This window comes from Streptomyces sp. NPDC001513, from assembly GCF_042894695.1.
Lineage (GTDB): Bacteria > Actinomycetota > Actinomycetes > Streptomycetales > Streptomycetaceae > Streptomyces.
In genome coordinates this window covers 357,999-375,573 of sequence record NZ_JBIAVU010000006.1, presented here as the reverse complement: position 1 = coordinate 375,573, position 17,575 = coordinate 357,999, and the positions used below count along the sequence as shown (strand labels likewise).

The 17,575-nt window shown below is 71.7% G+C and carries 16 protein-coding genes; 8 read left to right on the top strand and 8 right to left on the bottom strand.

Annotated features, from left to right (window positions below; genetic code table 11):
* Positions 1 to 75 precede the first annotated feature (75 nt).
* Positions 76 to 1,782: a glycerol-3-phosphate dehydrogenase/oxidase gene (locus ACFYZ4_RS16450; protein ID WP_351293374.1), complete on the bottom strand. Its 1,707-nt coding sequence runs from the start codon at positions 1,780 to 1,782 to the stop codon at positions 76 to 78.
* Positions 1,783 to 2,012: 230 nt separating this feature from the next.
* Between ACFYZ4_RS16450 and ACFYZ4_RS16445 the strand changes: the two genes are divergently transcribed.
* Together ACFYZ4_RS16445 and ACFYZ4_RS16440 are read left to right on the top strand one after the other, a co-directional pair.
* Complete coding sequence (locus ACFYZ4_RS16445; protein WP_351293372.1) at positions 2,013 to 3,242, top strand: nucleotide sugar dehydrogenase; 1,230 nt, start codon at positions 2,013 to 2,015, stop codon at positions 3,240 to 3,242.
* A 119-nt stretch (positions 3,243 to 3,361) separates the two neighbouring features.
* The gene (locus ACFYZ4_RS16440) at positions 3,362 to 3,835 is read left to right on the top strand and encodes a hypothetical protein (protein ID WP_390784184.1); all 474 of its coding nucleotides are present in this window, start codon (positions 3,362 to 3,364) and stop codon (positions 3,833 to 3,835) included.
* Positions 3,836 to 3,910: 75 nt separating this feature from the next.
* Here the strand turns inward: ACFYZ4_RS16440 and ACFYZ4_RS16435 are convergent, their stop codons facing one another.
* The 4 genes from ACFYZ4_RS16435 to ACFYZ4_RS16420 all read right to left on the bottom strand — a co-directional run bounded on the left by ACFYZ4_RS16435 (position 3,911) and on the right by ACFYZ4_RS16420 (position 8,384).
* The gene (locus ACFYZ4_RS16435) at positions 3,911 to 5,035 is read right to left on the bottom strand and encodes a GuaB3 family IMP dehydrogenase-related protein (protein ID WP_351304963.1); all 1,125 of its coding nucleotides are present in this window, start codon (positions 5,033 to 5,035) and stop codon (positions 3,911 to 3,913) included.
* 145 nt (positions 5,036 to 5,180) lie between these two features.
* The gene (gene guaB / locus ACFYZ4_RS16430; protein ID WP_351290715.1) at positions 5,181 to 6,680 is read right to left on the bottom strand and encodes an IMP dehydrogenase; all 1,500 of its coding nucleotides are present in this window, start codon (positions 6,678 to 6,680) and stop codon (positions 5,181 to 5,183) included.
* A gap of 114 nt (positions 6,681 to 6,794) precedes the next feature.
* Entirely contained in the window at positions 6,795 to 7,424 is a 630-nt protein-coding gene (locus ACFYZ4_RS16425) for a sigma-70 family RNA polymerase sigma factor (protein WP_030389108.1), read from the bottom strand.
* Between the two features lie 348 nt (positions 7,425 to 7,772).
* On the bottom strand, positions 7,773 to 8,384 hold the full coding sequence (locus ACFYZ4_RS16420) for a response regulator transcription factor (protein ID WP_003948568.1): 612 nt from the start codon (positions 8,382 to 8,384) through the stop codon (positions 7,773 to 7,775).
* 389 nt (positions 8,385 to 8,773) lie between these two features.
* On the opposite strand from ACFYZ4_RS16420, the gene ACFYZ4_RS16415 reads away from it, so the two are divergent.
* On the top strand, positions 8,774 to 9,100 hold the full coding sequence (locus ACFYZ4_RS16415; RefSeq protein ID WP_030710411.1) for a WhiB family transcriptional regulator: 327 nt from the start codon (positions 8,774 to 8,776) through the stop codon (positions 9,098 to 9,100).
* 227 nt (positions 9,101 to 9,327) lie between these two features.
* Here ACFYZ4_RS16415 and ACFYZ4_RS16410 read toward each other — a convergent pair whose 3' ends face one another.
* Positions 9,328 to 10,227, bottom strand: a complete 900-nt coding sequence (locus ACFYZ4_RS16410) for a LysR family transcriptional regulator (RefSeq protein WP_351290717.1) — start codon at positions 10,225 to 10,227, stop codon at positions 9,328 to 9,330.
* A gap of 91 nt (positions 10,228 to 10,318) precedes the next feature.
* On the opposite strand from ACFYZ4_RS16410, the gene ACFYZ4_RS16405 reads away from it, so the two are divergent.
* The 3 genes from ACFYZ4_RS16405 (at position 10,319) to ACFYZ4_RS16395 (ending at position 12,632) form a co-directional block, all read left to right on the top strand.
* Entirely contained in the window at positions 10,319 to 11,005 is a 687-nt protein-coding gene (locus tag ACFYZ4_RS16405; RefSeq protein WP_351598519.1) for an MOSC domain-containing protein, read from the top strand.
* A 31-nt stretch (positions 11,006 to 11,036) separates the two neighbouring features.
* Entirely contained in the window at positions 11,037 to 11,810 is a 774-nt protein-coding gene (locus ACFYZ4_RS16400) for an SDR family oxidoreductase (RefSeq protein ID WP_351290719.1), read from the top strand.
* A gap of 111 nt (positions 11,811 to 11,921) precedes the next feature.
* Positions 11,922 to 12,632, top strand: coding sequence for an ester cyclase (locus tag ACFYZ4_RS16395; protein ID WP_351290721.1), 711 nt, complete (start codon positions 11,922 to 11,924; stop codon positions 12,630 to 12,632).
* A 73-nt stretch (positions 12,633 to 12,705) separates the two neighbouring features.
* Here ACFYZ4_RS16395 and groL read toward each other — a convergent pair whose 3' ends face one another.
* Positions 12,706 to 14,334 (bottom strand): chaperonin GroEL, encoded by a 1,629-nt coding sequence (groL, locus tag ACFYZ4_RS16390; protein ID WP_351290723.1) that lies wholly within the window; start codon positions 14,332 to 14,334, stop codon positions 12,706 to 12,708.
* 112 nt (positions 14,335 to 14,446) lie between these two features.
* A complete protein-coding gene (groES, locus tag ACFYZ4_RS16385) occupies positions 14,447 to 14,755 on the bottom strand; it encodes a co-chaperone GroES (protein ID WP_030011064.1) in 309 nt (102 codons plus the stop codon).
* Between the two features lie 791 nt (positions 14,756 to 15,546).
* Here groES and ACFYZ4_RS16380 point away from each other — a divergent pair.
* Both ACFYZ4_RS16380 and ACFYZ4_RS16375 read left to right on the top strand, forming a co-directional pair.
* Positions 15,547 to 16,236, top strand: coding sequence for a response regulator transcription factor (locus ACFYZ4_RS16380; protein WP_390784183.1), 690 nt, complete (start codon positions 15,547 to 15,549; stop codon positions 16,234 to 16,236).
* Complete coding sequence (locus tag ACFYZ4_RS16375) at positions 16,229 to 17,569, top strand: sensor histidine kinase (RefSeq protein ID WP_390784182.1); 1,341 nt, start codon at positions 16,229 to 16,231, stop codon at positions 17,567 to 17,569. The genes ACFYZ4_RS16380 and ACFYZ4_RS16375 overlap by 8 nt, the downstream gene beginning before the upstream one ends.
* Positions 17,570 to 17,575 lie beyond the last annotated feature (6 nt).

The window sequence follows — 17,575 nt, the reverse complement described above, 5'->3', positions numbered from 1 at the left end:
CAGAACCCTCATTGTTCCTCACTCCGCAACGGACGGGCCCCCCGGGTCCGCGGTTCCCCGTCGCGCATTCCGGAGTTACAACGGAACGATGTCGGGAGCCCCCAGCCGCGCCGCGTCCGCCGTCTGGTCGTCCGGCTGCCGCTGCGACTCCCGCTCCGCCTGCACCCGCTTCTCGTAGTGTTCCACTTCCTTCGCGATCTGCTGCTCGTCCCACCCCAGCACCGGGGCCATCAACTCCGCGCACTCCCGCGCCGACCGCGTCCCCCGGTCGAAGGTCTCGATCGAGATCCGCGTCCGTCGCGTCAGCACGTCGTCCAGGTGCCGCGCCCCCTCGTGCGAGGCCGCGTACACGATCTCGGCCCGCAGGTAGTCCTCCGCCCCGGTCACCGGCTCGCGCAGTCCCGGATCGGCGGCGATCAGGTCCAGCAGTTCCTCCGTCAGAGAGCCGAACCGGTTCAACAGGTGTTCCACCCGCACCACGTGAAGTCCCGTCCGGGCCGCCATCCTGGCCCGCCCGTTCCACAGCGCCCGGTACCCCTCCGCCCCCACCAGCGGCACGTCCTCCGTCACGCACTGCGCCACCCGCTGGTCCAGCCCGTGCACGGCCTCGTCGACGGCGTCCTTCGCCATGACCCGGTACGTCGTGTACTTGCCCCCGGCCACCACCACCAGCCCCGGCACCGGGTGCGCGACCGTGTGCTCGCGCGAGAGCTTGCTCGTCGCGTCCGACTCCCCGGCCAGCAGCGGCCGCAGGCCCGCGTACACGCCCTGGACGTCATCGCGCGTCAGCGGCACCGCCAGCACCGAGTTCACGTGCTCCAGCAGGTAGTCGATGTCCGCGCTGGACGCCGCCGGGTGGGCCTTGTCCAGGTCCCAGTCGGTGTCCGTGGTCCCCACGATCCAGTGCCGCCCCCACGGGATGACGAACAGCACCGACTTCTCGGTCCGCAGGATCAGCCCGGTGCTGGAATGGATCCGGTCCTTCGGCACGACCAGGTGGATGCCCTTCGAGGCCCGTACGTGGAACTGCCCGCGCTCCCCGATCAGCGCCTGGGTGTCGTCCGTCCACACCCCCGTCGCGTTGACCACCTGCTTCGCGCGGATGGCGTACTCACCACCGCCCTCCACGTCCCGCACCCGCGCGCCGACCACCCGTTCGCCCTCGCGCAGAAAGCCGATCACCCTCGCCCGGTTGGCGCAGTGCGCCCCGTACGCCGCGGCCGTGCGCACCAGGGTGGTGACGTACCGCGCGTCGTCCATCTGGGCGTCGTAGTACTGCAGGGCCCCCACCAGCGCGTCCTTGCGCAGTGCCGGAGCCACCCGCAGGGCGCGCTTGCGCGACAGGTGCCGGTGCACCGGCAGGCCGCGGCCGTGCCCGCTGGAGACCGACATCGCGTCGTACAGGGCGACGCCCGAGCCGGCGTACAGCCGCTCCCAGCCCTTGTGCTGCAAGGGGTACAGGAAGGGCACCGGCTTCACCAGGTGGGGGGCGAGCCGCTCCAGGAGCAGGCCGCGCTCCTTGAGCGCCTCCCGTACGAGGGCGAAGTCGAGCATCTCCAGGTACCGCAGGCCGCCGTGGATCAGCTTGCTGGACCGGCTGGAGGTGCCCGACGCCCAGTCCCGCGCCTCCACCAGGCCGGTCGACAGGCCCCGGGTGACCGCGTCGAGCGCGGTGCCGGCGCCCACCACGCCCGCGCCCACGACCAGCACGTCCAGTTCCCGCTCGGCCATCCGGGCGAGGTCCTCGGCCCGCTGCGCCGGCCCCAGTGTCGCTGTCCTCACGGCTGCCTCCCGTTGGTGCGGGTGAGATCCCGCTCACATGCCCCCGTTTCATGATTCTGACCGCCCGCACCCACATCAGCCACCGCCTGTGGACAACACAACGATGACCTTCACCCCGGAATGCGACATATCTGTCATATATACGCCTAGTCTGACATTGCGCCAGCTCCCCTGTCCCCTGGAGAACTTGCGCGGCAGCCCCCTCATGTCAGGGAAGGGACGGCACCCCCATGCCCGCAGATCTCGCCGTCATCGGACTCGGCCATCTCGGCCTCCCGCTCGCCCAGGCGGCCGTCGCCGCCGGGATCGAGACGGTCGGCTACGACAGCGGTCCGGTCACGGACTCCACCCTCACCGCCGCCGAGATCCGCCGCATGTCGGCGGCCGGCTTCCGGGTGACCACCAACCCCGCCGAGCTCGGCCGGGTCCGCACGGCAGTCGTCTGCGCCCCCACCCAGCTCGGCGCCGACCGCGCACTGGACCTCTCCGCCATCGGCGAGGCCGGCCACGCGCTCGCCGCGCGGCTGCGCCCGCACACCACCGTGATCCTCGAATCCGCCGTCCACCCGGGCGTCACCGAGGACTACCTGCGCCCGATCCTCGAAGCGGGTTCGGGCCTGCGGGCCGGCCGGGACTTCCACCTGGCCTACTCCCCCAGCCGCCACGACCCCGGCAACCGGACCCACGGCATCGCCAACACCCCCAAGGTGATCGGCGGCCTCACCCCCGCCTGCACCGAGTCCGCGCACGCCTTCTACGCCCGCCTCACCGAGAAGGTGGTCCGCGCCCGCGGACTGCGCGAGGCCGAGACCGTCCAGCTCCTCGAAACGAACTACCGGCACGTCAACATCGCCCTCATGAACGAGATGGCCGTCCTCTGCCACGACCTGGGCGTCGACCTGTGGGACGTCATCCGCTGCGCCGAGACCAAGCCGTACGGGTTCCAGGCCTTCCGCCCCGGCCCCGGGGTCGGCGGCCACGGCGTCCCCCTCGACCCGAACTACCTCCCCCACACCACCCGCACCCCCGGTCACCCCCTGCGCATGGTCGGCCTGGCCCAGGAGATCAACAACCGGATGCCGCAGTACGTCATCCAGCGTTGCGCCACCCTGCTGAACGAGCACGGCAAGTCGGCCCGCGGCGCCCGCGTCCTGCTCCTGGGCGTCACCTACAAGCCCGACCTCGGCGACCAGGAGGGCTCCCCGGCCCGCGAGATCGCCAGCCGCCTGCTCGACCTGGGGGCACTGATCAGCTACCACGACCCGTACATCACGGGCTGGCGGGTCAGGGACCAGCCGGTCCCGCGCGCCGAATCTTTGTACGAGGCGGCGGCCAACGCCGACCTGACCATCCTGCTCCAGCACCACCGCACCTACGACCTGCAAGGTCTTGCCGTGAAGGCCCAGTTGCTGCTGGACACGCGCGGCGCCAGCCCGGCGGGCGCGGCCCACCGCCTGTGACGGCCGGGAAATCCTCCCTGTGAATGTCCGACGGGACTGCTAGCCTGCGGCGTCACTTATCTCGCACATACGTCCCCGGGACACGTGTGCCCCACAAATCCCTGGGGGGGATTTCCCGCATGAGCCAGAACTTCACGCCGCCCGCGCCCGACTCCTTCAGCCCGGCGCCCGCCCCCGCCCCGGCCCGCACCGGCAACTTCGGTCTCGGCATCGTCGCGGCCGTCGTCGCGGCCCTCGTCGCGGCGGGCGCGTACGGCGGCATCATGAACGCCATCGAGCGCGAGATCGGCTACGCCGCGATCGGCGTCGGCCTCCTCGTCGGCCTCGCCGCCGGCAAGGTGGGCGGCCGCAACGCGATCCTGCCCGGGATAGCCGCCGTGCTCTCCCTCGGCGCCGTCTACCTCGGCCAGATCTTCTTCATCGCGCTGGCGGTCGCCGAATACGGCAACGTCGGCGTGGGCGAGGTCATCAGCGAGGTCGGCATCGGCGGCCTGAACGACCTGTGGAAGGAGAGCGCGGACTTCATGTCCTTCGTCTTCCTCGGCATCGGCGGCTTCGCCGCCTTCGGCGCGGCCAAGAAGGTCGGCGACTGACCGGGCCACACCGCGTACGCCGGAGGGCCGGCACCCCGCTCGGGGTGCCGGCCCTCCGGCGTACGGGCGCAGCGGTCAGCGGCTGTGCTGCGAGTCCGCGATGGTGACCTCGACCCGCTGGAACTCCTTGAGCTCGCTGTAGCCGGTGGTGGCCATCGAGCGGCGCAGGGCGCCGAAGATGTTCATCGACCCGTCCGGGGTGTGCGAGGGACCGGTGAGGATCTCCTCGGTGGTGCCGACCGTGCCGAGGTTGACCTTCTTGCCGCGCGGCACGTCCTCGTGGACGGCCTCCATGCCCCAGTGGTTGCCCTTGCCGGGCGCGTCGGTGGCACGGGCCAGCGGGGAGCCCATCATCACGGCGTCCGCGCCGCAGGCGACGGCCTTCGGGATGTCGCCCGACCAGCCCACGCCGCCGTCGGCGATGACGTGCACGTAGCGGCCGCCGGACTCGTCCATGTAGTCGCGGCGGGCCGCGGCCACGTCCGCGACGGCGGTCGCCATCGGGACCTGGATGCCGAGCACGTTGCGCGTGGTGTGCGCGGCGCCGCCGCCGAAGCCCACCAGGACGCCCGCGGCGCCGGTGCGCATCAGGTGCAGGGCCGCCGTGTAGGTGGCGCAGCCGCCCACGATGACCGGGACGTCGAGCTCGTAGATGAACTGCTTCAGGTTCAGCGGTTCGGCGGCGCCCGAGACGTGCTCGGCCGACACGGTGGTGCCGCGGATCACGAAGATGTCCACGCCCGCGTCGACGACGGCCTTGGAGAACTCGGCGGTGCGCTGCGGGGAGAGCGCGGCGGCGGTCACGACGCCCGAGTCGCGCACCTCCTTGATGCGCTGCCGGATCAGGTCCGCCTGGATCGGCGCGGAGTAGATCTCCTGGAGACGGCGGGTGGCGGACTCCTCGTCCAGCTCCGTGATCTCGTCGAGCAGCGGCTGCGGGTCCTCGTACCGGGTCCACAGGCCTTCGAGGTTCAGCACGCCGAGGCCGCCGAGCTCGCCGATGCGGATCGCGGTCTGCGGGGAGACGACCGAGTCCATGGGGGCGGCCAGGAAGGGGAGCTCGAAGCGGTACGCGTCGATCTGCCAGGCGATCGAGACCTCCTTCGGGTCCCGGGTACGCCGGCTCGGGACGATGGCGATGTCGTCGAACGCGTACGCCCTGCGGCCGCGCTTGCCGCGCCCGATCTCGATCTCAGTCACGTGTGGTGGCCTTTCCTCTGGGTCTGCCCGTCCAGTATCCCCGAACCCCGGGGGCCCGCGTTCCGGTGACCGCTGTACGGACGAGCGGCCCCCACGCCGAAGGGGCGGGCCCGGTTCACCCGGGCCCGCCCCTCTCAGTCGGCTGCTACCCCTTGCGGGAGTAGTTCGGTGCTTCCACCGTCATCTGGATGTCGTGCGGGTGGCTCTCCTTGAGCCCCGCCGAGGTGATCCGGACGAAGCGGCCCCGGTCCTGCAGCTCGGGAACCGTGCGGCCGCCGACGTAGAACATCGACTGGCGCAGGCCGCCGACGAGCTGGTGCACGACCGCGGAGAGCGGACCGCGGTACGGGACCTGGCCCTCGATGCCCTCGGGGATGAGCTTGTCGTCGCCGCCCACGCCCTCCTGGAAGTAGCGGTCCTTGGAGAAGGAGCGCTGGTCGCCGCGGGACTGCATCGCGCCGAGCGAGCCCATGCCGCGGTACGACTTGAACTGCTTGCCGTTGATGAAGAGCAGCTCGCCCGGGGACTCCTCGCAGCCCGCGAGCAGCGAGCCGAGCATCACCGTGTCGGCGCCCGCGACCAGGGCCTTGGCGATGTCGCCGGAGTACTGCAGGCCGCCGTCGCCGATGACCGGGACGCCGGCCGCCTTGGCGGCGAGCGAGGCCTCGTAGATCGCGGTGACCTGCGGGACGCCGATGCCGGCGACGACGCGGGTGGTGCAGATGGAGCCGGGGCCCACGCCGACCTTGATGCCGTCGCAGCCGGCGTCGATCAGCGCCTGGGCGCCGTCGCGGGTGGCGACGTTGCCGCCGATGACGTCGACGGTGGAGTTCGACTTGATCTTGGCGACCATGTCGCCGACCAGACGGGAGTGGCCGTGGGCGGTGTCGACGACGATGAAGTCGGCGCCCGCCTCGATCAGGGCCTGGGCGCGCTCGTACGCGTCGCCGGCGACACCGACGGCCGCGCCGACGAGCAGCCGGCCGCCCTTGTCCTTGGCGGCGTTCGGGTACTTCTCGGCCTTGACGAAGTCCTTGACCGTGATGAGGCCCTTGAGGATGCCCGCGTCGTCGACCAGCGGAAGCTTCTCGATCTTGTGGCGGCGCAGCAGCTCCATGGCGTCCACGCCGGAGATGCCGACCTTGCCCGTGACCAGCGGCATCGGCGTCATGACCTCGCGCACCTGGCGGCTGCGGTCCGACTCGAAGGCCATGTCGCGGTTGGTGACGATGCCGAGGAGCTTGCCGGCGGCGTCGGTGACCGGGACGCCGGAGATGCGGAACTTCGCGCAGAGCTGGTCGGCCTCGCCCAGGGTCGCGTCCGGGTGCACCGTGATCGGGTCGGTGACCATGCCGGACTCGGAGCGCTTGACCAGGTCGACCTGGTTGGCCTGGTCGACGATGGAGAGGTTGCGGTGCAGCACGCCCACACCGCCCTGGCGGGCCATCGCGATGGCCATGCGGGCCTCGGTGACCTTGTCCATGGCCGCGGACAGCAGCGGGACGTTCACACGGACGTTCCGGGAGATGAGGGAAGAGGTGTCGATCGCATCAGGCGACATGTCCGACGCGCCCGGCAGCAGCAGCACGTCGTCGTAGGTCAGTCCGAGCGTGGCGAATTTGTCGGGCACTCCGTCGGCGGTCATGACACCTTCCCAAATGGTCTTGCTCAGCGCGGATGTCCATGCTAACGGGATCCCGACGCGTCTCATTCCACGACCAAGGTCAAGCAGAAGATTCGTCGCTTCCTACGACTCCTCCTACTGCTCGGCGAGTGCCCGCAGCCTGCTGAGCGCCCGGTGCTGTGCCACGCGCACGGCTCCGGGGGACATTCCGAGCATCTGTCCGGTCTCCTCCGCGGTCAGCCCGACGGCCACCCGCAGCACGAGGAGCTCGCGCTGGTTCTCCGGCAGGTTGGCCAGCAGCTTCTTGGCCCAGGCGGCGTCGCTGCTGAGCAGCGCCCGCTCCTCCGGGCCCAGCGAGTCGTCGGGCCGCTCCGGCATCTCGTCGGAGGGCACGGCCGTGCTGCCGGGGTGCCGCATGGCGGCCCGCTGCAGATCGGCGACCTTGTGCGCGGCGATGGCGAAGACGAAGGCCTCGAAGGGCCGCCCGGTGTCCCGGTAGCGGGGCAGGGCCATCAGGACCGCGACGCAGACCTCCTGCGCCAGGTCCTCCACGAAGTGACGAGCGTCACCCGGGAGCCGCGACAGCCGCGTGCGGCAGTAGCGGATCGCGAGGGGGTGCACGAAGGCGAGCAAGTCGTGCGTGGCCTGCTCGTCACCCTCGACCGCCCTGCGTACGAGCGCGCTGACACCCCCGGCACTGCCGCCTTTGGCGGCGCCGGTGGGGCCTGTGGCCGCGGGTGACCCCAGGGCCTCGTCGTCGCGCATCAATCCATGGTGCCTTGACGCCGGGGCATCCGCGGCACCGTGGCCCTTGTTGTGCATCGAAGCGTTATGAGCGGGTGCGCCTGAGCTCGTCATCTGCGCCCTCCCCTCCCGCTCGGCCGAATAGTCTCCGAGAGACTCCACACCCTCAAGGATGCGGCATCGCGCACGAAGCGAGACGTCCCCCGGATTGTGCCCCGCCAACCCCCGGGTGCGCACCGGGTACGGCGGGACAGGGCTACACCGGAATCGAGGGCGGCGCGCCGCCCCGTCCGCCCGTGGCGGACGGGACCGCTCTCGACGGTCCGCGGTCTACGGCAGACCGGGCCGGGCCCGGCCGCGACCTGCGGGTCAGCGGACCAGACCCCAGCGGAATCCGAGCGCCACGGCGTGCGCCCGGTCCGAGGCGCCGAGCTTCTTGAACAACCTGCGGGCGTGCGTCTTGACCGTGTCCTCGGAGAGGAAGAGCTCGCGCCCGATCTCCGCGTTGGACCGGCCGTGACTCATGCCCTCCAGCACCTGGATCTCGCGCGCGGTGAGCGTGGGCGCGGCGCCCATCTCGGCCGAGCGGAGCCGGCGCGGGGCCAGTCGCCAGGTCGGGTCCGCCAGGGCCTGGGTGACCGTGGCCCGCAGTTCGGCGCGCGAGGCGTCCTTGTGCAGGTAGCCACGGGCGCCGGCGGCGACCGCGAGGGCCACGCCGTCCAGGTCCTCGGCGACCGTCAGCATGATGATGCGGGCCCCGGGGTCGGCCGAGAGCAGCCGACGGACCGTCTCCACACCGCCGAGCCCGGGCATCCGTACATCCATCAGAATCAGGTCGGAGCGGTCGGCACCCCAGCGGCGGAGGACTTCCTCGCCGTTGGCAGCCGTCGTCACACGCTCGACGCCGGGCACGGTGGCAACCGCGCGACGGAGCGCCTCTCGGGCAAGCGGGGAGTCGTCGCAGACGAGGACGGATGTCATGACCGCCCTCCGCAGCTGCTGATGCGCGTCACCTTGAGCCTCCAGGCTGGTACGTATCGTCACCTGTGCGGTCGATGCTCCCGGACACCTGTCCGAGAACTTATTGGTTCAACCGCCTTCGCACTCTCAACGATGGTCACTCGAAAGAGTTACGGGTCGGACGGACACCTTCGGCACTCTACGTGAGGAAGCGATCACGGTGTCGACGCCACAAGCCACCTGTCCTCCATCTGGAGCTATGCCCTATTTGGCGGCTTTCCTTCCGTTTGGCACGTGTCTGAGGCTAGATTCCCAATGAGTCATATTTACATCTACTCCGACAGTAGGTGTGGAGACCCTTGGAGACATCGACCGTATCCGCCTCAGTACCGGCACCAAGAGGACTACCAATGGCAGATTTCTCCCGCCTCCCCGGACCGAACGCCGACCTCTGGGACTGGCAGCTGCTGGCTGCCTGCCGCGGGGTCGACAGCTCCCTCTTCTTCCACCCGGAAGGCGAGCGGGGCGCGGCCAGGAGCGCGCGCGAGGCCTCGGCTAAAGAGGTCTGCATGCGATGCCCGGTCCGCGCGGAATGTGCCGCGCACGCACTCGCCGTCCGCGAGCCCTACGGAGTGTGGGGAGGCCTGACCGAGGACGAACGCGAGGAACTGATGGGCCGCGCCCGGCATCGCCTGATCCCCGCGTCGAGTGCGATCGGGCCCATCGCTCCGGACTGAGCGCTCGACGAAACGTCCGAAGGAACGTTTCTGCGAATCACCTGCACGCCCGGGCGTGTCGCCTCCGGGCCCGGATTTCACGCGTTCGGCCGTACGCACCCAGCCGAGTGTGTGCGTACGGCCGGTTGCGCGCGGTCCGCCGGCGGCTGCGCCCGGCCCGGACCGGCACGGTCCGCCGCCGCCGCCGGCACGGTCCACCGGCGCGGCCGTCAGCGCGTGGCGGCCCGCTAGCGCGTGGCGGCCCGCTCCAGCTCGGCCAGGGTCGCGGCCACGGCCGGTACGCGGGCCAGGTCGGGCAGGGTCAGCGCCACGACCTCCCGCTCGACGGCCGGCTCCACGACGACCGTGCTCACGCCCTTGGCCCGTACGGACTCCACCGCGAGCTCCGGCAGCACCGCCACGCCCAGCCCCGCGCCGACCAGGCCGACCACGGCCGGGTAGTCGTCGGTGGCGAAGTCGATGCGCGGGGTGAAGCCGACGCTCTCGCACACCTCCACCAGATGGCGGCGGCAGCGCGGACAGCCCGCGATCCAGGGCTCGTCGGCCAGCTCCGCCATGCCCACGCGCTCCGCCCCGGCCAGCCGGTGCCCGTCCGGGACCAGCCCGACGAGCCGGTCCGTCAGCAGCGGCCGCACCACGAGGTCCTCCCACTCGGCGGCGGAGCCGGCGGCCCCGCCGTAGCGGAAGGCGAGCGCCAGGTCGCAGTCGCCCTCGCGCAGCATCTCCACCGAACGCGGCGGCTCCGCCTCGACCAGCGAGATCCGGGTGCCCGGGTGTTCGGCGCGCATCGCCGCGAGCGCGGTCGGCACCAGCGTGGAGCTGCCGCTGGGGAAGGACACGAGCCGGACCCGGCCGGCGCGCAGCCCGGCGATGGCCGCGACCTCCTCCTCGGCGGCGGTCAGCCCGGCCAGGATCCCGGCGGCATGCCGGACCAGGGCCTCACCGGCCTGGGTCAGCCGCATCTCACGGCCGGTGCGGATGAGCAGCGGCGTGCCGGCCGACTGCTCCAGCGCCTTCATCTGCTGGGAGACGGCGGGCTGGGTGCAGCCGAGCTCGCGGGCGGCGGCGGAGAAGGATCCGGTCCCGGCGACGGCGCGCAGAACCCGGAGATGACGTGCCTCGATCACCCTTCGAGCATAAGCCCTGCTTTGACTGCCGCGCGAATCCCTCTGGGACGCTTTGAGTCTCACTCGCGGCTAGCGTGTCCCCATGGGCACCATGCACTTGATCTCCGTGAACCTCGGCCGCGCCACGGCCGTCGACTACACCGACGCCGAGGGCGGGGTGACGGGCATCGGCAAGCGACCCGTCCCCGGGCCGGTCCGCGTCAGCGCCCCCGGCCCGAAGGCCACCGGGCGCGGCAGCGGCCTGGCGGGCGACGCCGTCTGCGACCGGCGCCACCACGGCGGCGACCACCAGGCCGTCTACGCGTACGCGCGCGAGGACCTGGACTGGTGGGCGGGCGAGCTGGGCCGCGAGCTGCCCGGCGGGATCTTCGGCGAGAACCTCACCACCTCCGGCATCGACCTGAACACGGCGCGGCTCGGCGACCACTGGCGGGTCGGCGCGGACCTCGTCCTCGAAGTGGCCTCGGCCCGCATCCCGTGCCGGACCTTCCAGGGGGTCCTGGGCGAGACCGGCTGGGTCAGGCGGTTCACCCAGGCCGCCCGGCCGGGCGCGTACCTGCGGGTGATCCGGGAGGGCGCGGTCTCCCCCGGCGACCCCGTCGAGATCGTCCACCGGCCGGACCACGACGTGACGGTGGAGCTGTGGTTCCGCGCCTTCACCACCGAACGCGCGCTGCTCCCGCGCACCCTGGCGGCGGGGGCGGCGATGGAACCGGAGGCCCACGAGCGGGTGCGCCGGTACATGGAGAAGCACGGGGCCGGCGCCGGGGCGCGGTAGCACCGTCACCCGGGGCGGCTAGGTTGCGCCTATGACGACTGCGTTGATTACGGGATCCACGGCGGGCATCGGCGCCGCCTTCGCCCGGCGGCTCGCCGCCCAGGGCCACAACCTGGTGCTGGTGGCGCGCGACACCAAGCGGCTCGGCGAGCAGGCCACCGAGCTGCACGACCGGCACGGCATCGAGGCCGAGGTGCTGGCCGCCGACCTCTCCACCGAGGAGGGCATCGCGGCGGTGGAGCAGCGCCTGGGCGACCGGACGCACCCGGTGGACCTGCTGGTCAACAACGCCGGCTTCGGCAACAAGGGCCGCTACCTCGAAGTCTCCATGGCCGACGAGCTGACCATGCTGAAGGTGCACATCGAGGCGGTCCTGCGGCTGACTTCGGCGGCCGGCGAGTCGATGCGCTCGCGCGGCCGCGGCGGCGTGATCAACGTGGCCTCGGTCGCCGCTTTCGTGCCGCGCGGCACGTACGGGGCGAGCAAGGCCTGGGTCGTGCAGTTCACCCAGGGCGCGGCGCGGGACCTGGCGGGGTCCGGGGTGCGGCTGATGGCCCTGTGCCCCGGCTTCGTGCGTACGGAGTTCCACCAGCGCGCCGGCATGGGCACGGACAACATCCCGGGCTGGATGTGGCTGGACGCCGACAAGCTGGTGGCGGCGGCCCTGGCCGACCTGGCGCGCGGCAGGACGGTGTCGGTCCCGGACCCGCGGTACAAGGCGCTGATGGGCGTGGTGAAGCTGACGCCGCGCGGGCTGCTGGGCGGGGTGTCCTCGCGTACGGGGCGCAAGTACGGGCCCCGGTAGCGTTCGTGACCTGTCGGTAAGCGCGACCCGTCGGTAAGCCGCCGCCAGCCCGCCAAACGGGTGAACCCTCCCTAAACTGGACATGTCCCATCTCCAGCGGGAGGCGACGCGATGACATTCGTACAAGTGATCGATTACGAGACGAAGCGGTTCGATGAGATGAACGCGCTCATCGACCGCTGGGCGGAGCAGAGCAGCGGCAGGCGCACCGCCACGCACACGATGATCGGCCAGGACCGCGAGGCCCGGAGCCACTACGTCGACATGGTGGAATTCGCCTCGTACGAGGAGGCCATGAAGAACTCTCAGCTCCCCGAGACGGACCGGATGTTCAAGGAGATGGTGGCCCTCTGCGAAGGCATGCCGAAGTTCATGAACCTCGACGTGGTCCGCGACGAGCACCTCAACAAGCAGCTCGCCGACCGGGTGCTCCAGGAAGCGGCCATGAGCGGCGACATGAGCGTCATGGACGAGTGCTTCGCGGTGAACTACATCAACCACGACGCCAGCAGGGAGGAATCCACCGTCATCGGACGCGACGCCATGCGGTCGGACATGGAGGCCTGGCGCGCGGCCTTCGACATGACCTTCGAGCCGACGGCCCAGCTGGCCGAGGGCGACATGGTCACGACGGTGTGGAACTGGCGCGGCACCCACAAGGGGATGTTCATGGGGGTCGCACCGACCGGGAAGACCTACGAGATGTCCGGGAGCACCACCTTCCGGTGCCTGGACGGAGAGATCGTCGAGGGCTGGTGGCATTACAACCCCGGAGCACTGCAGCGCCAGATGGGCGGCTCCGGATCGCCCTACGGATCCTGAGGCCCGGGGCCGAACCACGGGGAAGGCCCCGTTCCGCGGCTGCGGAACGGGGCCTTCTCTGCGTGGTGCGCGATCAGTGGCTGTGGCCGTGACCGTGGCCGTGACCGGCGTCGCCCTCGTCGTCCGCCGGCTTCTCGACGACCAGGGTCTCGGTCGTGAGCAGCAGGGAGGCGATGGAGGCGGCGTTCTCCAGCGCGGAACGGGTGACCTTCACCGGGTCGATGACGCCGGCCTTGACCAGGTCGCCGTACTCGCCGGTGGCGGCGTTGAAGCCCTGGCCCTTGTCGAGCTCGGCGACCTTCGCGGTGATGACGTAACCCTCGAGACCGGCGTTCTCGGCGATCCAGCGCAGCGGCTCGACGGCGGCGCGGCGCACGACCGCGACACCGGTGGCCTCGTCGCCCGACAGGCCGAGGTTGCCCTCGAGGACCTTGACGGCGTGGACGAGCGCGGAGCCACCGCCGGAGACGATGCCCTCCTCGACCGCGGCGCGGGTCGCCGAGATGGCGTCCTCAAGGCGGTGCTTCTTCTCCTTGAGCTCCACCTCGGTGGCGGCGCCGACCTTGATGACGCAGACGCCGCCGGCGAGCTTCGCCAGGCGCTCCTGCAGCTTCTCGCGGTCCCAGTCCGAGTCGGTGGACTCGATCTCGGCCTTGATCTGGTTGACGCGGCCGACGACCTCGTCGTGGCTGCCGCCACCGTCGACGATGGTGGTGTCGTCCTTGGAGATGGTCACGCGACGGGCGGAGCCCAGTACGTCCAGACCGGCCTGGTCGAGCTTGAGGCCGACCTCCTCGGCGATGACGGTGGCACCGGTGAGGGTGGCCATGTCCTGGAGCATCGCCTTGCGGCGGTCACCGAAGCCGGGGGCCTTGACGGCTACCGCGTTGAAGGTGCCGCGGATCTTGTTGACGACGAGGGTGGAGAGCGCCTCGCCCTCGACGTCCTCGGCGATGATCAGCAGCGGGCGGGAGCCGCCGGCCTGGATGACCTTCTCCAGCAGGGGCAGGAGGTCCTGGATCGAGGAGATCTTGCCCTGGTTGATCAGGATGTACGGGTCGTCGAGGACGGCCTCCATACGCTCCTGGTCGGAGACCATGTACGGGGAGAGGTAGCCCTTGTCGAAGGCCATGCCCTCGGTGAACTCCAGCTCCAGGCCGAAGGTGTTGGACTCCTCGACGGTGATGACACCGTCCTTGCCGACCTTGTCCATCGCCTCGGCGATGAGCTCGCCGACCTGCTGGTCCTGCGCGGAGAGCGCGGCCACGGCGGCGATGTCGGACTTGTCCTCGATCGGGCGGGCAGTCGCGAGGAGCTCCTCGGAGACGGCCTTGACCGCGGCGTCGATGCCCTTCTTCAGGGCGGCCGGGGAGGCACCCGCGGCGACGTTGCGCAGACCCTCGCGGACCAGCGCCTGGGCCAGCACGGTGGCGGTGGTGGTGCCGTCACCCGCGATGTCGTTGGTCTTGGTCGCCACCTCCTTCACGAGCTGCGCGCCCAGGTTCTCGTACGGGTCGTCCAGCTCGACCTCGCGGGCGATGGTGACACCGTCGTTGGTGATGGTGGGGGCGCCGAACTTCTTGTCGATGACGACGTTGCGGCCCTTGGGGCCGATCGTCACCTTGACCGTGTCGGCAAGCTTGTTGACGCCGCGCTCGAGGGCGCGACGGGCGTCCTCGTCGAACTTCAGGATCTTCGCCATGGGAGCGGTTCAGCCCTCTCGAAAACTCGGGTTTAACGAACTGCGCCCCTCGCCGCCCGGCAATCAGCGGGGTGACCAGGGGCGCAGCTCAAAGCAGTACTGATGAAGAGAATTACTTCTCGACGATCGCGAGCACGTCGCGAGCCGAGAGGACGAGGTACTCCTCGCCGCTGTACTTCACTTCGGTGCCGCCGTACTTGCTGTAGAGCACGATGTCGCCGACGGTGACGTCCAGCGGGAGACGCTGGCCGTCCTCGAAGCGACCCGGGCCCACCGCGAGGACGACGCCCTCCTGGGGCTTCTCCTTCGCGGTGTCCGGGATGACCAGGCCGGAGGCCGTGGTCTGCTCGGCGTCGAGCGGCTGGACCACAATGCGGTCCTCAAGCGGCTTGATGGCAACCTTGGAGCTGGCGGTCGTCACGATCCGACCTCCCCCTTCGGAGATCCGGGGTTAACTGTCTGAGGTGGCGACCAGGTCGATCCGTCGTCGCGGGTGCCGGATCTGCCTGTCGCTGTGTTGGCACTCACCAGGGGTGAGTGCCAGGTGCGACACTATTCCGGCGATTAGCACTCGGTCAAGCGGAGTGCCAATTCTGGCCGCCGGGGGTGTCGTTTTCCCCGGGCTGGGCCCGCGCCCCGCGGGTTGCCCTGCGGGCAGCCCGGCACCATTTCCGGCAGGCCCGTCCCTGCGGGCGGCTCGGCAAGGTTTCCCTGCGGGCTTGTCGGCGGGGGTCGGTCCGCGGTGCCGCGCCGGGATGTCTCCTCGGCCGGTTGCCCTGCGGGCGGCTCGGCAAGGTTTCCTGAAGGCTTGTCGGCGGGGTCGGTCCGTGGCGCCGCGCCGGGATGTCTCCTCGGCTCGCGCCTGCGGGCATGTCAAGGCCGCTGAGGGCGGTTGCGCGCTCGTCCTGCGGGGACACCCCGACACGTCCCCACTCCCCTCCGCTGTCGAAGCCGGGCCGTGGGGCGGGGACACGCGGGAGGGTCCCCGCAGGACGAGCGCGCAACCCAGGCCGCACAACTCGACCATCCCCGCAGGCGCGAGCCGAGGAGACCCTCCCGCGGGGCACCGCCCCACACCCCTCACCGCCCAGCCGCCCGCAGGGCACCCCGCACCGACCCACACCCGCACACCGCCTAGCCGCCCGCAGGGCACCCGCACCCGCACCCGTACCCCCACCCGGGAGGGAAAGGGCGATATGTGAGGCTTGCTCCGTGCACATCCTCGTGGTCGAAGACGAAGAAGGCCTCGCCGAGTCCCTGCGGCGCGGCCTGTCCGCAAACGGGCACCTCGTCGAGGTCGCGCACGACGGCCACCGCGGACTGGACCTGGCCCTCGCCGGCGGCCCGTACGGCGTCGTCCTGCTCGACCTGATGCTCCCCGGCCTCAGCGGCTACGAGATCTGCGCCCGCATGCGCGCCCACGGCGACACCACCCCGGTCCTGATGCTCACCGCCCGGGACGGCGAGTACGACGAGGCCGAGGGCCTGGACTGCGGCGCGGACGACTACCTCACCAAGCCGTTCTCCTTCGTCGTCCTGGCCGCCCGGCTCCGCGCACTGGCCCGCCGCGCCGGCGCCGGCGCCTCCGACCGCGGCTGCCTCCTCCAGGCCGGCGACCTGGTCCTGGACCCGCAGGGCCGCCGCTGCCGCCGCGGCGGCCGGGACATCGAGCTCACCGCCCGCGAACTCGGCGTGCTCGCCTGCCTGATGGAGCAGCCCGGCCGGGCCGTCGCCAAGCAGGACATCCTCGACGAGGTCTGGGACACCCCGCACGGCATCGACCCGAACATCGTCGAGGTGTACGTCTCCTCGCTGCGCAAGAAGATCGACGCGCCCTTCGGCCGCCGCTCGATCCTCACCGTCCACGGGACCGGCTACCGGATGGCCCCCGACGGTGGCTAGGGCCACCGTCCGCGCCCGCACCGCCGCAGCCGCCGCCCTCGCGATGGCCGCCGTCCTCGCCGCCGGCGGACTGTGGCTGCACGCCCTGCTGCGCGCCAACCTCCTCGACAACACCACCGGCCGCACCGAGCTCGCCGCCCGGAAGGTCGCAGCCCAGCTCGACAGCCGGACCCTGCCGCCCGGCGGACGGCTGCCCGCGCCCGAGAGCGGGGTGGACCTGGTCCTCGTACGGGACGCGGCCGGCCGGACCGTCGCCACCACCGGCGATCCGAGGCACGGCCCGGAACCCCACGAGCTCGATGGTGCGCCGCGTCCCGGCCCCGGGGAGGACTCCCGCTCGGCCGTCCTCCCGCCCGCGCACCCCGGCGCGGAACGGCGCGCGGTCGTCGTCCTCGATGCGCCGGGCGCGCACACCGTGTACGCGATGACCGTGCTCGGTGACGTCGACGACGCCACCCGGGCCGTCCGGATCGGGCTACTGGCCGGCGCGCCCCCGCTGATCGGCTTCGCGGCGGCCCTGGCCTGGTGGGTGACCGGCCACGCCCTGCGCCCGGTGAGCGCGATCCGGACCGAGCTGGCGGCCGTCACCGCGAGCGAGCTGGACCGGCGCGTTCCGGACCCGGGCGGGGCCGACGAGATCGCCCGGCTGGCCCGGACCGTCAACGACACCCTCGACCGGCTGGAGCGCTCCGACGCGCGGCAGCGGCAGTTCACCGCGGACGCCTCCCACGAGCTGCGCAACCCGCTGGCCGCCGTGCGGTCCCGGCTGGAGGTGGCGCTGGCCATGGACCGCCCCGACCGGGAGTCGGTCGCGGCCGCGCTGGCCGACACCGAGCGGCTCCAGCGGATCGCGGCGGACCTGCTGCTGCTGGCCCGCCTCGACGGCGGGCCGGCGCCCCGCCCCGAGCCGGTGGACCTGGCCCTGCTGGCCGCGGAGGACGTGGCGCGCCGGGGCGGCGCCCGGGTCGCGGTACGGCTGGACGCGCGGGCGCCCGTACCGGCGTCCGGGGATCCGGCGCGGCTGGAGCGGGCGCTGGCCAACCTGGTGGACAACGCCCTGCGGTACGCCCGCGCGGAGGTCGTCGTACGGGCGGCGGCGCAGGACGGCTGGGCGGTGCTGGAGGTCACGGACGACGGGCCGGGCATACCGCGGGCGGACCGGGACCGGGTGTTCGAGCGGTTCGTACGGCTGGCCGCGGACCGGGGCCGGGCCAGCGGCGGCACCGGGCTGGGCCTGGCCATCGCCCGGGAGATCGCGCGGGCGCACGGGGGCGACGTACGCGCGCTGCCGGCGCCCGCCGGGGGCGCGCGGCTGGTGCTGCGGATCCGGTAGCACTCC

Bases quoted from the DNA above. Each gene is read 5' to 3' on its own strand.
- ACFYZ4_RS16445 (WP_351293372.1), top strand. From the start codon at position 2,013: ATGCCCGCAGATCTCGCCGTCATCGGACTCGGCCATCTCGGCCTCCCG.
- ACFYZ4_RS16440 (WP_390784184.1), top strand. From the start codon at position 3,362: ATGAGCCAGAACTTCACGCCGCCCGCGCCCGACTCCTTCAGCCCGGCG.
- guaB (WP_351290715.1), bottom strand. From the start codon at position 6,680: ATGACCGCCGACGGAGTGCCCGACAAATTCGCCACGCTCGGACTGACC.
- ACFYZ4_RS16425 (WP_030389108.1), bottom strand. From the start codon at position 7,424: ATGCGCGACGACGAGGCCCTGGGGTCACCCGCGGCCACAGGCCCCACC.
- ACFYZ4_RS16420 (WP_003948568.1), bottom strand. From the start codon at position 8,384: ATGACATCCGTCCTCGTCTGCGACGACTCCCCGCTTGCCCGAGAGGCG.
- ACFYZ4_RS16415 (WP_030710411.1), top strand. From the start codon at position 8,774: ATGGCAGATTTCTCCCGCCTCCCCGGACCGAACGCCGACCTCTGGGAC.
- ACFYZ4_RS16405 (WP_351598519.1), top strand. From the start codon at position 10,319: ATGCACTTGATCTCCGTGAACCTCGGCCGCGCCACGGCCGTCGACTAC.
- ACFYZ4_RS16400 (WP_351290719.1), top strand. From the start codon at position 11,037: ATGACGACTGCGTTGATTACGGGATCCACGGCGGGCATCGGCGCCGCC.
- ACFYZ4_RS16395 (WP_351290721.1), top strand. From the start codon at position 11,922: ATGACATTCGTACAAGTGATCGATTACGAGACGAAGCGGTTCGATGAG.
- groL (WP_351290723.1), bottom strand. From the start codon at position 14,334: ATGGCGAAGATCCTGAAGTTCGACGAGGACGCCCGTCGCGCCCTCGAG.